At 55.1% G+C, this 15,774-nt stretch carries 13 protein-coding genes; 8 read left to right on the forward strand and 5 right to left on the reverse strand.

What is annotated here, in order from left to right:
• Position 1 precedes the first annotated feature (1 nt).
• The 4 genes from NR114_RS05275 (at position 2) to NR114_RS05290 (ending at position 4,214) form a co-directional block, all read left to right on the forward strand.
• Entirely contained in the window at positions 2–982 is a 981-nt protein-coding gene (locus NR114_RS05275; protein ID WP_234529226.1) for a hydroxyacid dehydrogenase, read from the forward strand.
• 22 nt (positions 983–1,004) lie between these two features.
• On the forward strand, positions 1,005–2,000 hold the full coding sequence (gene iolG, locus NR114_RS05280) for an inositol 2-dehydrogenase (RefSeq protein WP_115058778.1): 996 nt from the start codon (positions 1,005–1,007) through the stop codon (positions 1,998–2,000).
• Positions 2,001–2,005: 5 nt separating this feature from the next.
• Complete coding sequence (locus NR114_RS05285; protein ID WP_234529227.1) at positions 2,006–3,127, forward strand: Gfo/Idh/MocA family protein; 1,122 nt, start codon at positions 2,006–2,008, stop codon at positions 3,125–3,127.
• Between the two features lie 160 nt (positions 3,128–3,287).
• A complete protein-coding gene (locus NR114_RS05290) occupies positions 3,288–4,214 on the forward strand; it encodes a substrate-binding domain-containing protein (RefSeq protein WP_020826966.1) in 927 nt (308 codons plus the stop codon).
• Positions 4,215–4,329: 115 nt separating this feature from the next.
• On the opposite strand, the gene NR114_RS05295 is transcribed toward NR114_RS05290, so the two are convergent.
• From NR114_RS05295 to NR114_RS05310, 4 genes are all read right to left on the reverse strand, one after another.
• A complete protein-coding gene (locus NR114_RS05295) occupies positions 4,330–5,766 on the reverse strand; it encodes a 6-phospho-beta-glucosidase (RefSeq protein ID WP_234529228.1) in 1,437 nt (478 codons plus the stop codon).
• Between the two features lie 136 nt (positions 5,767–5,902).
• The gene (locus NR114_RS05300) at positions 5,903–6,637 is read right to left on the reverse strand and encodes a MurR/RpiR family transcriptional regulator (protein WP_020826964.1); all 735 of its coding nucleotides are present in this window, start codon (positions 6,635–6,637) and stop codon (positions 5,903–5,905) included.
• An 89-nt stretch (positions 6,638–6,726) separates the two neighbouring features.
• A complete protein-coding gene (locus NR114_RS05305) occupies positions 6,727–8,034 on the reverse strand; it encodes an MFS transporter (RefSeq protein ID WP_046373497.1) in 1,308 nt (435 codons plus the stop codon).
• A gap of 91 nt (positions 8,035–8,125) precedes the next feature.
• The gene (locus tag NR114_RS05310; RefSeq protein ID WP_234529643.1) at positions 8,126–9,076 is read right to left on the reverse strand and encodes a 2-hydroxyacid dehydrogenase; all 951 of its coding nucleotides are present in this window, start codon (positions 9,074–9,076) and stop codon (positions 8,126–8,128) included.
• A 724-nt stretch (positions 9,077–9,800) separates the two neighbouring features.
• Between NR114_RS05310 and NR114_RS05315 the strand changes: the two genes are divergently transcribed.
• From NR114_RS05315 to NR114_RS05325, 3 genes are read left to right on the forward strand one after another with little or no spacing between them, the layout of a single operon-like run.
• The gene (locus NR114_RS05315) at positions 9,801–10,274 is read left to right on the forward strand and encodes a (2Fe-2S)-binding protein (RefSeq protein ID WP_046373499.1); all 474 of its coding nucleotides are present in this window, start codon (positions 9,801–9,803) and stop codon (positions 10,272–10,274) included.
• A complete protein-coding gene (locus NR114_RS05320; RefSeq protein ID WP_256813717.1) occupies positions 10,271–12,553 on the forward strand; it encodes a molybdopterin cofactor-binding domain-containing protein in 2,283 nt (760 codons plus the stop codon). Before NR114_RS05315 ends, NR114_RS05320 begins: the two co-directional genes overlap by 4 nt.
• Positions 12,550–13,848 (forward strand): cytochrome c, encoded by a 1,299-nt coding sequence (locus NR114_RS05325; RefSeq protein ID WP_197820952.1) that lies wholly within the window; start codon positions 12,550–12,552, stop codon positions 13,846–13,848. The genes NR114_RS05320 and NR114_RS05325 overlap by 4 nt, the downstream gene beginning before the upstream one ends.
• A gap of 260 nt (positions 13,849–14,108) precedes the next feature.
• Here NR114_RS05325 and NR114_RS05330 read toward each other — a convergent pair whose 3' ends face one another.
• Positions 14,109–15,020: a DMT family transporter gene (locus tag NR114_RS05330; protein ID WP_234529646.1), complete on the reverse strand. Its 912-nt coding sequence runs from the start codon at positions 15,018–15,020 to the stop codon at positions 14,109–14,111.
• A 124-nt stretch (positions 15,021–15,144) separates the two neighbouring features.
• Here NR114_RS05330 and NR114_RS05335 point away from each other — a divergent pair, with 124 nt between their 5' ends.
• Positions 15,145–15,714 carry a helix-turn-helix domain-containing protein gene (locus NR114_RS05335; RefSeq protein WP_020826957.1) on the forward strand — a complete coding sequence of 190 codons (570 nt, stop codon included), beginning with the start codon at positions 15,145–15,147 and terminating at the stop codon, positions 15,712–15,714.
• Positions 15,715–15,774 lie beyond the last annotated feature (60 nt).

Consider the following 15,774-nt stretch of genomic DNA (forward strand, 5'->3'; position numbering starts at 1 on the left):
AATGCCGCATGTACTGGTGGCCGGAAAAATCCACGATGCCGGTTTGGCCATCTTACGCAACGCACCTGGCTTTACGGTACAGCTGGTGGCGGAAGTGAGCGTGGAAAGTTACGCGCCTTATCTTGCCGAGGCCGATGCATTGTTGATTCGCACCCAACCCTTGAGCGCGAAAGAAATCCAGACGGCTCGGAGACTCAGGATCGTCTCGCGCCATGGCGTGGGCTATGACTCGGTGGACGTGGCGGCTTTGACCGAACGACAGATCCCACTGACCATTATCGGCGATGTCAATTCACTGTCGGTGGCTGAACATACCTTCTCCTTGCTGTTGGCTTTGGCTAAGCGTCTCTGTTACTTCGACCGCAGTATTCGTGAAGGTGAATGGAACAGACGCAACGGGTTTTCCGCGATGGAAATGGCCGGAAGGACGCTTTTCATCCTGGGTTTCGGCCGTATTGGCAGGGAGGTGGCCCGGTTGGCTAAAAGTTTCCGCATGCGGGTTACTGCCTACGATCCTTATCTTCCAGACGAGGTGTTTACCCAGCTCGGCGTTGAACGAATGGGTGACATCAGCACAGGGCTGAAGACCGCCGATGCGGTCACTGTTCACCTTCCACTCAGTGACGAGAAACCGCTGATTGGCCGACAGCAGTTGGCGATGATGAAACCGGGCGCACTGTTGATCAACACCGCACGAGGGGGAATTGTCGATGAAGAGGCGCTCGCGGAAGCCTTGCAAAGCGGACATCTCGGCGGCGCCGGTTTAGACGTGCTGAAACAGGAGCCGGCAAACCTGGGCTCGACACTGTTAGCGCAAACTGAACGGCTGATCCTCACGCCACACTCTGCCGGGCTCACTGCAGAGGCGGCGATGCGAATGTCAGTGTCGGCCGCTTCCAATATCCTCGATTTTTTCAATGGTCAGCTCGAGAGCGGACTGGTGGTTAATCAGCAGGCCCTGAAGCTTCATGGCCATAAATAACTGACTTCTTATGGAGACTGTCATGATCAGAATTGCGATTCTCGGCGCCGGGCGTATCGGTCAGGTACATGCGGCGAATGTGGCTCGTCATAACGATGCTTTTCTTACCGCTGTTGCAGACCCTGTTATCGAAAATGCCAAAGCGTTGACCGCGGCCTGGGGGGGCGTTGCGTTAGCTGACCCGCTTGAAGCCATTCAAAACCCTGATATTGATGCCGTCATCATAGGCACACCCACGCATACCCATATTGATCTGATGCTGGCCGCGGCTAAAGCCGGCAAGGCGGTGCTGTGCGAAAAGCCGGTGGATTTGGATATCAACAAGGCGTATGCGGCGCAAAGGGCACTGGGCGAGCATGCCAGTCAGGTCATGCTGGGCTTCAATCGCCGGTTTGATCTGGGGTTTAGTGAGATTAACCAACGTATCCGCAGTGGCGATATTGGCGACCTTCATCAGGTGATCATTACCAGTCGAGATCCTGGATTGGCGCCCATGGGCTATTTGAAAAACTCGGGAGGAATTTTCCGTGACATGGTGATCCACGATTTTGACCTTGCCCGCTGGATCCTGGGCGAAGAGCCGGTGGAGGTGTTTGCAACCGGCAGCCGTCTGTTCGCCCCCGAACTGGAGGCGTTGGGCGATTATGACACTGTGATGGTGCAATTGCGCACCGCCTCAGGCAAACAGTGTCAGATCAACTGCAGTCGCCAGGCAATCTATGGCTATGACCAACGTATGGAGGTGTTCGGTTCCGGGGGGATGTTGTTGAATGACAACCTGCGGGCGACTCCGGTTAGACGTTATAGCAAGCAAGAAACCGAAGCGCGTGGGCCATTGCTTAACTTCTTCATGGAGCGCTATAGCGATGCCTACCGGCTGGAAATAGACGCTTTTATCTCGGCAATTAAGCAGGGCACACCTATGCCGATCACGGTGCATGACGGTTGCATGGCCCTGAGGTTGGCGGATGCCGCTCAGCTTTCCGCAGACTCTCATGCGGCTGTGGCGCTGGATTGAGGAGAATGGCGATGCAAAAAATCGGTATTGGACTTATTGGCACCGGCTTTATGGGGAAATCGCACGCCAGAGCCTGGCGTGCCGCTGCCACGCTTTCCGGTGATATTCAGCCGGTATTAATCAGCGTGGCGGATATTGACGCCGTTGCGGCTGAAAGCGCCGCGCAGCAGTTTGGTTTTATGCGCTGGACCCAACGCTGGCAAGATCTGATCGACGATCCGGATATTGATGTTATTTCGATAACCTCACCAAACAGGTTTCACGCCGAACAGGCCCTTGCCGCCATCGCGGCGGGGAAACATGTGCACTGTGAAAAGCCCTTGGCACCGGACAGCGAGACCGCTGAGCGAATGCGCCTTGCGGCAGAGAAAGCCGGTGTCTTCACCCAGGTGGGGTTCAATTACATTAAAAACCCGTTGCTGAAGTTGGCTCGCCAGATGATAGCCAACGGCGATTTAGGCGAGATTACCGGCTTTAGGGGGATCCACGCGGAGGATTTCATGGCGGATCCTGCAATCCCCTGGTCGTGGAGATTAGATCCGGCCGGAGGGGCCGGCGCGGTGGCGGATTTGGGCAGCCATATTCTGGGTATGGCCAGATTTTTGCTCGGCCCGGTAAGCGAAGTGTTCGCCGATCTCGATACGGTGATTAAAGCTCGGCCGGAAAGCGCGGGTTCGAGGGTGCTGAAACCGGTAGAGGTTGACGACATTGCGCGTCTGACCTTGAGGTTTGCCCGCGGTTGCGGTGGCCATATCGAGGCCAACTGGGTCGCCACGGGCCATAAAATGCAGCTGGGGTTTGAAGTCACCGGTACCCAGGGGGCCCTGAGCTTTAATCAGGAACGTTTTAACGAAATCCAGTATTTCCGTTATGACGACACTAGCGGCCTGAATGGCTTTAAAACGCTGGTTGCCGGGCCGGAGCACGCGCCTTACGGGCTTTTTTGTCCGGCTCCGGGGCACCAACTGGGGTTCAACGATCTAAAAACCATTGAAATGCTTGAGTTCATTCAGTCAATTCAGCAGGGAGACTCACAAGGGCCAGATTTTAAAGAGGCGGTTGAAATACAGCGTCTGGTGGACGCTGCGGTACGCTCATCCGCGGAACGAAACTGGATCGCACTTTGACGAGTCCGTTCGTATGGCAGCCCCTTTTGGGTTGTTCTGACGTACGGGCGGCGTCACCTGCGTTAGCTATGCCGTACAGGCCAACGCAATGTCATAGCAGTAAATAATTAACCCTTCGTACTGAAATTACACGCTATTCACCATTAATGGGAAAACGATTATGAAGAAAATTATCTTACTCTGTCTTTCATTGCTCTCGCTCAGCCCTTCGGTATTTGCTGTGCAGGTTGGTGTCAGCATAGCCCAAATGGATGATGTTTTTCTCTCGAGGTTACGTGGCTACATTATCGAAAGAGCAAAAACACACCCGGATCTAAAATTACAGTTTGAAGATGCCCAGGGGGCGGTAGATAAGCAACTGAGTCAGGTGCAGAGTTTCATCAATGGGAAAGTGGACGTGATTATTGTTAATCCGGTCGACACCCAGGGCACCAAAAATATTACCGAGGCCGCCAGAAAGGCCAAAATACCGCTGATTTATCTTAACCGTATGCCCTCGGACTCCACCATGGGCAATGGCATCAGTTATATCGGCAGCGACGAGATTGAAGCCGGCAGGTTACAGATGCAATACCTGGCTGAGCTGGTCAAGGATCGTAAAAGCGTCAATGTCGCCATTATGAAAGGGTTATTGAGTAACGATGCCACTCGTTTTAGAACCCAAGGGGCGAAAGAGATTATTGCCAAGAATCCCAACATGCACGTCATTCTGGAGGACACGGCCAAATGGATGCGTGAAGATGGCATGAATCTGATGAACAACTGGATATTGTCAGGCGACAAAATCGATATTCTTTCCTCTAATGCTGATGAAATGGCGATTGGCGCAGCTATGGCGATTAAAAGTAATGGCAAGAGCGTCGGTAAAGATATTCTGATTGGTGGAACCGATGGCGGACCAAATGGCCTGCAGGCGATAAAAAAGGGCATGCTGACGGTCACGGTGTTCCAGGATGCTAAATCACAGGCCTACGGTGCGGTCGATATGGCGGAGCAAGCGGCAAAGGGGGAAGCTATCAAAGATGTGAACTTTATTCCTTTCCAACTGGTTACCCCGCAGAACTATGAGAAGTTTATGACCCCCTAGCCGTACAGGCTACGCCGCTGTTATGCGGTGACGGTAATGTTTTACCGATACCGCATGAGGTTATAGCGTGGGCATGAAAAAGGGCGGTAAAACCGCCCTGATGAAAATACCGGAATTAAAGCTGTTCGCCGTTGCTGGCGATCACGCTGCGGTACCAGTCGAAACTCTTTTTGCGCGAACGCTCGAGGGTGCCGGTGCCATCATCGTGTTTGTCGACGTAGATAAAGCCGTAACGCTTGCCGTATTCACCGGTGGTGAAGGACACGCAGTCAATGCAGCCCCACGGGGTATAACCAATCAGGTCCACGCCGTCTTCGATGATCGCTTTTTTCATCTGTTCGATGTGCGCGCGCAGATAGTCGATGCGGTAATCATCGTTGATCTGGCCGTCAGCCTCTACCTTGTCGAATGCGCCAAAGCCGTTCTCAACGATAAACAGCGGTTTCTGGTAACGCTCGTACAGCACGTTCAGCGAATAACGCAGCCCGACCGGGTCAATTTGCCAGCCCCAGTCGGAGGCTTTGACATGCGGGTTCGGGACGTTACCGGGGAAACTGAACATCTCGTTGTTGCTGCTCACCGCATCGGCCTGCAGGGCGTTACTCATGTAGTAGCTGAAACCGATGTAGTCCGCGCAACCTTCGCGCAGGGTTTGTTCGTCCTGCGGTTGCATCTCAATCTGGAAGCCTTTGCGCTCCCAGTCACGCAGCAGGTACGACGGATAGTAGCCGCGCACTTGTACGTCGGTGTACAGATAGCGCGAGTGCATGGCTTCGACGCTGTACATGACGTCGTCCGGTTTGCAGGAGTACGGGTAGAAGGGGACGCAGGCCAGCATGCAGCCAATTTGGAATTCCGGGTTAATCTGGTGACCGAGTTTCACTACGAGGGCGCTGGCAACAAACTGATGGTGCAAGACCTGATAAAGCGTCTGCTCCGGGTTCTCTTCCTGGGTATACACCACGCCGGAGCAGCAGTAGCCAAACAGCGGATATTGGTAGTTGCTCTGGTTGTTGATCTCGTTAAAGGTCATCCAGTATTTCACTTTGTGCTGATAACGGCGCAGCACCACTTCGCTGAAGCGTACGAAGAAATCGACCACCTTCCGGTTCTTCCAGCCGCCATATTCCTTCACCAGGTGATAAGGCATTTCAAAGTGGGACAGGGTGATCACCGGCTGGATATTGTATTTCAGCAGTTCATCAAACAAATCGTCGTAAAACTGCAGACCGGCTTCGTTTGGCTCCAGCTCATCGCCATTCGGGAAGATACGCGTCCAGGCGATAGAGGTGCGGAAGCATTTAAAGCCCATTTCGGCGAATAACGCCACGTCCTGCTTGTAACGGCCGTAAAAGTCCACCGCTTGGTGATTAGGGTAACGATAGCCTTCCTGCACGCCGTCGGTCATAACGCGATCCACACCGTGAGAACCGCCCGACAGAACGTCGGCGATGCTTGGGCCTTTGCCGCCCTGATCCCAACCGCCTTCAACCTGGTGCGCCGCCACGGCGCCGCCCCACAGAAAATCTTTCGGTAACTGTTGTTGTTTCATCGTAGGTTTCTCATCGGATTATTATCAGAAAGCACTGAACTGCCGGAATGAGAATATAGTAGCAAGCTGGAATCGAATGTCACGATATAACAAATCACCACTCAGGTGACGTGTCACATTAAAAAAACAGGCTGTTTTATTTTGCGTAATTAATATGCCCAAGCCGCTTGCCGATGGTTTCGATAATGTAAATGACCGGGATTTGGGTGGTGATATTGTGTTGCCCGGCGATCAACTGCGGGGGAACGTGGTATGAGAGGTTAAAGTCCGCCATGCGTGCCAGCGAGGAGGTTTCGTTGTTGGTGATGCTGATGATTTTGCAGTGGTGCAGGCTGAACTGGCTGGCGAGGCGCAAAATTTCTTCGGTCTCTCCAGACACCGAAAGTATTATTGCGACCGCGCTTTTATACATGTCGCTATTGATGGGATAATAAGGGTCGTCGATATGGGTGCTGAATTTTCCAACGTTGGAAAAGAAACGCGCGCCGTATTTCCCCAATGCTCCGGAGGTGCTGACGCCGACGAAAATAATGCGCTCAGCAGCGGCAATATGCTGCACCGCCTGATCTAACAGTTGATTAAATTCGTCGTTATTAATGCTTTTAAAAAAGCTGATGATTTCGCTGGTGCCAAAATCCATCGGCGGTGCTTCGGTCTGCTCAAGATACAGCTTGAAGCGGATGCGAAATTCGGAGTAGCCGTCGCAGCCCATTTTCTTGCAAAAGCGCAGTACGGTAGTGGTGGATACCCCGGCGGCCTCGGCAAGTTCGCGGATGGTCATATACATCACCGGGTTCTTGTTTTTGGTGATGTAGTTATAAACCAACAATTCCAGCGCATTGAGTTCGGCGATTGCTTTATGGGTAAACATAGACCTAATCCAGCGAGTAACAACAGACCTTAATCAGCGGGCTAACATAGCAAATTTTGCCGTAGCCCGCTCGTGGTTTTCGTTGTTATTCAGGCCCGTTTGGCGTTGTCCAGCAGTTTGTCGTGCGTCGGTTCACTGCCGGTCAGGTCACATTCCTTCGGCAAGCGCCAGGCGATGATGCCGGCGATGATCAGTGAGACTGCCAGACCGCATACCGCCACGTTCTGACCATAGAGGTAGATCATCACGCCCACCAGGTAAGGCCCGCAGAAACCGCCCAAATTGCCCAAACCGTTAATCACACCGCGTGCGCCGCCGGCCACTTCCGCCGAGGCGATACGCCCAGGCATGGACCAGAACGGGCTGGTAGCGGCTTTGAGGAAGAAGCCACACACCACCAGGGCAATGTAGGCCGCCACCACGTTATGACGCAGCACCACTGAAGCCAGTAGCGCCGCAGCAAAGCAGAACAATGAAACCATCACCCACAGGCGGCGTTTGCCGGTTTTATCGGTGAGCACTGAAATCAGGTAGATCCCCAACAGCGTCGCGACGAATGGCAAGATTGCCAGGAAGCCGACCGAGGCCATGTTACCGCCGGTCAGGTTTTTTAAAATGGTGGGCAGCCACAGGGTGTAGCCGTAGTCGCCGGTTTGATAGAAAAAGTTCAGCAGCACCAGCTTCATCAAGCCCTTGTTACGGAAGACATCTCTCAGTGGTGCTTTGCTGACCGGTTGCAGTTTGCTGCGTTCTTGCCGTTCGCGCGTTAGTTCGGTTATCAGATAGTCGCGCTCACGGGCCGGCAGCCAGCGCGCTTCCTGTGGGCGGTCGCTGATCAGCAGCCACCACACGGCCAATACCACCAGCGACAACAGGCCTTCGATGATAAACAACCAACGCCAGTCGAATGCGTTAATGATTGCGCCAGAGATCGGGGCGGTGAGCATGCCACCCAATGGGGCGAACATCATGACAAAGGCGTTGGCGCGGCCCAGTTCTTTTTCCGGGAACCAGTTGCTGATCATGGTTAACACTACCGGTAACATACCGCCTTCAGAGATGCCCAATACGAAGCGTAATACCAGCAGCTGATAGTGGTTAGTGACAAAGCCGGTCGCAACTGACACCACCGCCCAGGCACACAGGGACCAGGCAATAAAACGCTTGCCGCTGCCGTTGACCGCGATGCGTCCGCCGGGAACCTGCAAAAACAGATAACCGATAAAAAAGATGCCACTGGCCAGCCCGGCCATCTGGCTGGTAATGCCCAGGTCGCTCTCCATACCGCCAGGCAGCGCAAAACTGATATTAACCCGGTCCATAAAGGAAATGATGCAGGCGATCAGGATCGGGGCAATAACCCGCAGCCAGCGGGTGTTGGGTATTTTATTATCCATGGCGATCTCTCTTTATAGGGCGCAGGGAGAACCTCTCAATGAAGAGGTTCTGTGATTCGGCGGTAATAAAATCGAAAAGAAAACGCGTCAGTTACTCGATGGCGTGGGGCAGCGGCGCCCGGTTGAAGAAAGCTTCAACGTTGGTAAACACGATATCGCTCATCTTTTGCCGGGTTTCCTGGGTGGCGCTGGCGATATGCGGTTGCAGCACCACGTTTTCCATGGCGATCAGTTCTGCAGGAACCTCGGGTTCGTGGGCATAAACGTCGAGCCCGGCACCGGCGATGGCGCCACTTTGCAGGGCGGTAATCAGGTTGGGTTCATTAACGATGCTGCCGCGAGCAATGTTAATCACCAGGGCATGGGAAGGCAGGGCGTCGAACACCGCCTTGTCCACCAGGCCAGCGCTGTCTTTACCGCCGGAAATAGCAATGATAAAGAAGTCGCTTTCCCGCGCTAAAGCCAGCAGATCTGGGAAATAGCGATAGGGCAGCGAACTGTCCTGCGTGCGGCTGGCGTATTGGATACGCATATTGAAACCGGCGGCGCGTTGGGCGATGGCGCGGCCGATATTGCCCATGCCGAAAATGCCAAGCCGTTTGCCGCTGACCTGCACCGACAGGCCCGGCGCCTCTTTCAGCCAGTGACCTTCACGCACAAAACGATCGTTGTGGCACAGCTGACGAGCGGTAGCCAGCAACAATCCCAGAGCCATATCCGCCACGTCTTCCGTCAAGGCGCCGGAGGTGATGGTGACGGCAATGCCGTGTTTACGGGTGTAATTCAGATCAATCGCGTCAGTGCCTACGCCGAATACCGCAATCAGCCCGAGGTTGGGTAATTGTTCAAGCACTGGCGTCTCGACCCCAATATCCCCCCGAGTGACGACCGCACGGAAGGCCGCACCTTTTTCGGCCAGAAAAGCGGCCGCATCCTCTTGTTCATATAACCGATGTACCACAAAGGTTACCTCAAGGCGGGCCAGCAGGTTATCCATTACTGGGGCAATCAACAGCACTTCATTGGATGTAGAGGTCGTCATGGTTTCACCTGTCAATAATTAGCGTTACTTCGTATTGCTATAAAAGCGGTTTTCGGCAGGCGGTTTTGCGACAGATATCACGCTGAAGAGTGTTAAAAAACTGTGTTACCCGTAATGTGATCGACGGAAGGAAAAGGGTGACTGTCACCAGGGAAGAGCAGCAAAAACTGCCGTATTGCGAGCGAAAATCAGGCTGAGCGCGCAGATCCTGGTCATTTAACGGATGGGTAACATGGGGGCGTAACAAGCGGGAGAGGCAACAAAAAGAAAAGCCGCACCTGGGTGCGGCCGAGCGTTCACGACGAACAAAACAAGGACAAAAATTCCGGTAGACAGGCCCTGAAGCAAACCTCAGAGACAGATCATGATGATAAGCAAAATATTTTCGGGTGTGAAATGCCGAATATGGCTTAGTTAGTCGAATTAATAGATAAATAATCAGCCACTTACTTCCTCTCAGTTTCATGCGCGGCACGGGTTTCCTCGTTGCTCGCCAGCAGACCGTACGCTGTAGATCCTTCCGTCAACGACTGGTGCGCAATCAATACGTCCTGCTCTAATGCCACTCGAAATTGATGATAAATACCCACTTTTCGTTAAAGCAATTGGCACTATATACCCTTAACATTAGAAAGTCTTTTAATGATTATAATTAGCATGCTGTGAATTATTCATCGCAGTGATATTACGGAGCAATCCGTTTGGTTAAGGATATGTATTCACCATGGAAATAAAAATAAACGGCCGGATGGTCGCACTGGGCGCCATTTCACCCGAAACGCCGCTACTCTACGTGTTACGCAACGATCTGGGCCTGAATGGCCCCAAATACGGCTGTGGCCTCGGGGAGTGCGGTGCTTGCACGGTACTGATCGATGGCGTCGCCGCCCGTTCCTGCTCGCTGCCGCTGAGCGGTGCCCTCAACAAATCCGTTACTACGCTGGAAGGCCTGAGCGAGGCGGGGCAACTGCACCCGGTTCAACAAGGCTTTATCGATGAGCAGGCCGCGCAGTGCGGTTATTGCACCAACGGTATGATCATGACGCTGGTTGCTCTGTTTGAGCGAAACCCGCAGGCAGATGAACAAGAAATCAAAAATGAGCTGGCTTATAACCTGTGCCGCTGCGGCACCCATATTGAGATCCTGCGTGCTGCCGCCAAAGCCCGTCAGCTGTTGGCGGAAAGGGGGCAAGCATGAGCCGCCTGGAAATCACGCGCCGCCGCCTGTTGCAGGCCGGTGGCCTGGTAATGGTCAGCAGCCTGTTGCCTGTGTCGCTTAATGCCCTGGCAGCGACGCCAGTGGTAGGGGGCGATCTGCCGCTCGATCGCGTGGACAGCTTTATCGGCCTGACCGCCGATGGCCGTGTCACCGCATTCAACGGCCATGTGGATCTCGGCACCGGTATTAGCACCGCATTGGCACAGATTGTTGCCGATGAAATCAGCGTACCTTTCGAGCACGTTACGGTGATTTTGGGTGACACCCAGCGCACGCCGGATCAGGGGCCGACCATCGCCAGTGCCACGATTCAGGTGACCTCTATACCGCTGCGCCAGGCAGCCGCACAGGTGCGACAATTGCTGCTGGCACTGGCCGCAAAGGCCTTTGCGTTACCGGTGGAACGCCTGCAGGCTGAAAATGGCCGGGTATTTGCGAGGGACAAACCCAACGTCAGTCTGAGCTATGGTGAACTGGCCCGCGGGCAAAATTTACAGGTGGCCCTGGATAAAACCATCAGGCTGAATAGCGTGGCGGAGAGCCGTTACGTGGGCAAGGCGGTGCCGCGGGTGGATATCCCGGCCAAGGTGACCGGCCAACTGACCTATGTGCATGACCTCCGCCTGCCAGGCATGCTGCATGGCAGAGTGGTGCGCCCGCCTTATATCGGCGCCGACAGCAGCGCCCCGTTGGGTAGCGGCCTGCTGTCGGTTGACCATGACTCCATTGCCCATTTGCATGGCATCGTAAAACTGGTGGTGATTAACGATTTCATCGGTATCGTCGCCGAACGCGAAGAGCAGGCGATTGCCGCCATGCGGCAACTGAAAACCGTCTGGCGTCCCTGGTCCGGTTTACCCGATCTTTCGCTTACAGGATTGCATAAGGCCCTGGTGGAAAACCCCAAAACCGATCGCGTGCTGCGTGATGATGCCGGGGTCGATGCCGCTATGGCCTCGTTGCATACCGAGGTCAGTGCTGATTACGTCTGGCCTTACCATCAACACGCGTCGATCGGCCCGTCCTGTGCGGTGGCCGACGTCGGTCGCGATCGCGCAGAAATCTGGTCTGGCACGCAAAATCCTCACGATTTGCGTAAGGACATCGCTCACTTGCTCGATTGGCGGCCAGAGCAGGTCCATATCAATCGCATGGAAGCCTCCGGCTGCTACGGTCGCAACTGTGCCGATGACGTCTCCGCTGACGCTGCGCTGTTATCGCAGGCCACCGGCAAGCCGGTCAGGGTGCAGTTGATGCGTGAACAAGAGGCAGGTTGGGAACCCAAGGGCACCGGGCAACTGATGCGAGTCCGCGGCGGGTTGGATAAGCACAATCAGGTGGCGGCTTACGAACTGAAAACCAGCTACCCTTCAAACAACGCTGTGACGTTGTCACTGGTACTGGCCGGTAAAGTGCCCAATCGGGCAGACGTGCAGCAGATGGGCGACAGAACCGCCATTCCCCAATATGAATATCCCAATATGCGGGTAGTGTGCCAGGACGCCGCGCCGATTGTGCGGGCTTCGTGGATGCGTGGGGTCTCGGCGTTACCCAACGTGTTCGCCCACGAATCCTGGATTGATGAACTGGCGTGGCGAGCCGGGCAGGATCCGATCGCATTCCGCCTGCAATATTTGAAAGATCCGCGTGCCGTGGCGCTGATTCAAGCGTTGAAAAAGCAGGCCAATTGGCAGGATGGCCCGGCCTACCGCAGCCCGGTGTCCGGCGATCCTGAATGGGTGACGGGGCGCGGCTTTGCCTATGCGCGTTATTTCCACAGTAAATTCCCTGGGTTTGGTGCCGCCTGGGCGGCCTGGGTGTGCGATCTCAGCGTTAATCGCCACAGCGGTCAGATCAAGTTGGATAAAATCTTCGTTGCCCATGACTGCGGCCGCATCATCAACCCGGCAGGGGTTCGTCATCAGGTGCACGGCAATATCATTCAGTCCGCCAGCCGGGTGCTGAAAGAGTTCGTCACCTTTGACTCTGCGTCCGTGACGTCGCTGGATTGGGGCGGTTACCCGATCCTGCGGTTTGACGAGTTACCGCAGATTGATATCCAACTGCTGGACTATCCGGATGAACCCTCTATGGGGGCAGGAGAATCCGCCTCGGTGCCGAGCGCAGCGGCAATCGCCAATGCGTTGTTCGACGCGCTGGGCGTGCGTCTGCGAGAGGTGCCTTTTACCCCTGAGCGAGTGGTAAAGGCGTTAAAACAACAGGCTTCCGGCAGCGCAGAAAGGGATAAGTCACTATGAGCAGCATAAAGAAAATCGCCGGCTGGGGCAGTCTGACGGTCGTTGCCGCCGTGGTCATTGGGGCGATAGCCAGCTGGCAATCAGAAATAGCGCCGCTTGAGGAAAAGGATCATCACGTTTTTAGTCAGCAACAGATTGCCCAAGGGAAAGTGCTGGCCGATCTCGGCGACTGCGCGGTGTGCCATACCCGGCCCGGCGGCGAGCGCAATACCGGCGGATTGGCGATGGAGATTCCGTTCGGTACCATTTACAGCACCAATATCACTCCGGATAACGACACCGGCATTGGGAAATGGTCGTATGCCGCCTTTGAACGAGCGATGCGTCATGGGGTTGATCGCGAAGGGCACTATCTCTACCCGGCCTTTCCCTACACGGCGTTTACCCGCACCAGCGATGAAGATCTGCAGGCCTTGTACGCCTACCTGATGTCGCAACCGGCCGTGAAATATCAGCCGCCGGCCACCGAGTTGAGTTTTCCGTTTAACATTCGCCAGGGCATCGTCACCTGGAACTGGCTGTTCCTCAAGCCTGGCGCCATGAAGGCCGATCCGACACAAAGCGCCGAATGGAATCGCGGGGCCTATCTGACCGAAGGCCTTGGCCACTGTAGCGCCTGCCACTCGCCGCGCAACCTGATGTTTGGCGAGAAAGGCGGCGCTGAGCACCTGACCGGCGGCGTGGCGGAAGACTGGACTGCTCCGTCGCTAACCGGCAGCTCTTTGGCACCGCTGGAGTGGACACAAGATGATTTGCTCAGCTTTATGCGCACTGGGTATTCGGCAAATCACGGCGTGGCAGCCGGGCCGATGGCACCGGTGATCGAAGAGGGGCTTTCGCGGTTGCCGGAGCAAGACTTGCAGGCCATAGCCACTTATCTGCGCACTTATCATCCGAGCGAGTCTAAGGTGACGGAAGCCAAACGTTTGAATGAATGGGCCGAGTCGCGGACCGAGCCGTTAACCACGGAAGGCGCACGTATTTTCTCCGGTGCCTGTATGGCATGCCATGCTCAGGAAAAGGGGGCTCAGCTGATCGGCGTTCGACCTTCACTGGCGCTGAACACCAACCTGTATGCCGATAAGCCGGACAATGCCATTCGGGTGGTGCTGGACGGCATTCAACGCCCGGCCAATAGCAACCTGGGCTATATGCCGGCATTTCGCCATAACCTGAACGACAGGCAGATCGCCGAATTGCTTAACTATCTACGGCAAAACTATGCGGGGAAAGCGCCGTGGCCCGAGCTGCAAGCGCAGGTCAGTCGCTTGCGCGATCAAACGGCGGAAAAATAGATCTATTAGCTTGAGAACCGGGGCCACCAAGGCCCCGTTATCGTCAATAACGCACAGCTCATTCCAGTAACTGAAACGGATGCTCTGCTTCAGTCGGTCATTCCACACGTAGCGTGCCATCGTTAACTCCTCCCGTGTCTGGTTAAATAAATAACAGCTCTTGCCGGCCAGGGCGAATACGTTAATTCGCTGAGCTTTTGATATTTTTGGGATAGGCGTTTCGCTTATCATTCGGCAACGAACGGTTTTAAAAATCGCGCTCAGGGTTGTTGATCACCGACCACGCCCACGAGTTTTCTCGCCCGTACCAGCCGCCAGCCAAAGTTCATGCCCGCTGCCGCAAGCAAGATGGCGGCAGCGCCCGACAGCTGCATCAGGCTAAGGCGGTGTCCGAATACCGCCCAGTCGACGATAATCGCCACCACGGGATAGATGAAAGACAACGCGCCTACCAGGGCAGTGGGGATTTTCTGGATGGCACTGTACAGCAGGGAAGACATCAGCCCGGTGTGAACCAGACCCAGGGTCGCCAGCAGCAACCAGCCGTTAGCCGTCGACGGCAGTTGGGCCCAGCCGGCGAACGGTGCCAGCAGTACGACGCCCAGAGTGAGCTGAATCAGCACGATCAGGTGCGGCGGCACCCCTTTCAAACGCTTGACGATCGCCGCCGCTACCGCATACATAAAGGCAGCGCCCAGCGCCAGCAACACGCCAGTGAAGTAATCGGCACTGGAATCGCCGCCATCTTGTTTACCGCTAATGATCAGCAACATGCCGACGAAGGCCAGTACCAGCCAGCCAAACTTGGTCGCCGTCATTTTTTCGCCGAAAAACAACACCCCGAGCCCAACCAGCATAAAGGGCTGGACGTGGTAGGTGACGGTCGCCACCGCAATAGAGGCATGGCTGTAAGCGCCGAACAACATTACCCAGTTCAACACCAGGGCGACACCGCCCAGCACCGCAATGGCAGCCTGACGTCGGGTTAACATGTCTTTTTTAAGCAGGCCAAGCAGGGCGCAGGCGATCAGCATCGCTAGCGCGCCAAACGCGCAGCGCCAGAAAACCACCGTAGCGGGCGGTTGCCCCAGCAGCATTACCGGCCAGCCCACGGTTCCGGAAATGACCATGGCGAGGGTCATCTGTAATACGCCGCCGGTTCTTATCTTCATTTGCCTTCTCCCTGCTAGTGCGCTTGCCGCCGTTGGCGGTTATCATTAAAATGAACAATTGAACATTATGATGAACACTCGATGACTGTTCGTCAAGCCGAACAAACGAACGATATGGTGAACAATGAGCGACTTTGTCAGCAATAACGCTACGCCCATCGGCCTGCTTTCGGCCGCCATTCGCCGTGAACGCGAAAGATTGGGCCTCTCGGTTACCGAATTGGCTCGCCGAGCCGGGATTGCAAAATCGACGCTTTCTCAGTTGGAAACCGGCAGCGGCAACCCCAGCCTGGAAACCTTGTGGGCGTTGGCGATGGCGTTGGATGTGCCGGTCAGCCGGTTGATTTCTCAGCCACGCCAGCACGTACAGGTGATCCGCGCCCATGAAGGGGTGACCACGGTTTCCGAACAGGCCAACTACGCCGCCACTCTGTTGGCGACCTGCCCGCCAGGGGCACAGCGCGATATTTACCGTCTACAGGTTCAACCGGGCGAAGCCCGCATTTCGCGGCCGCATATGCCGGGCACCATTGAGCATGTGATTATCAGCAGTGGCAGGGCGCTAGTCGGGCCGACGGACCAACCGGTAGAATTGAACGCAGGGGATTACATCAGTTATTCCGCCGACCGCGAGCATATTTTTGACGCTTTGGAGAACGATACTACGGCTGTCATGTTGATAGAGCAGGGTTAGGTCGGTCACACCCGGCCGAATCGGTATTTTATTGAAAACGATTCTCAGTTGTATTAGTGT

Origin of the sequence: Serratia sp. Ser99, assembly GCF_024519545.1 — a bacterium.
Taxonomy (GTDB): domain Bacteria; phylum Pseudomonadota; class Gammaproteobacteria; order Enterobacterales; family Enterobacteriaceae; genus Serratia; species Serratia liquefaciens.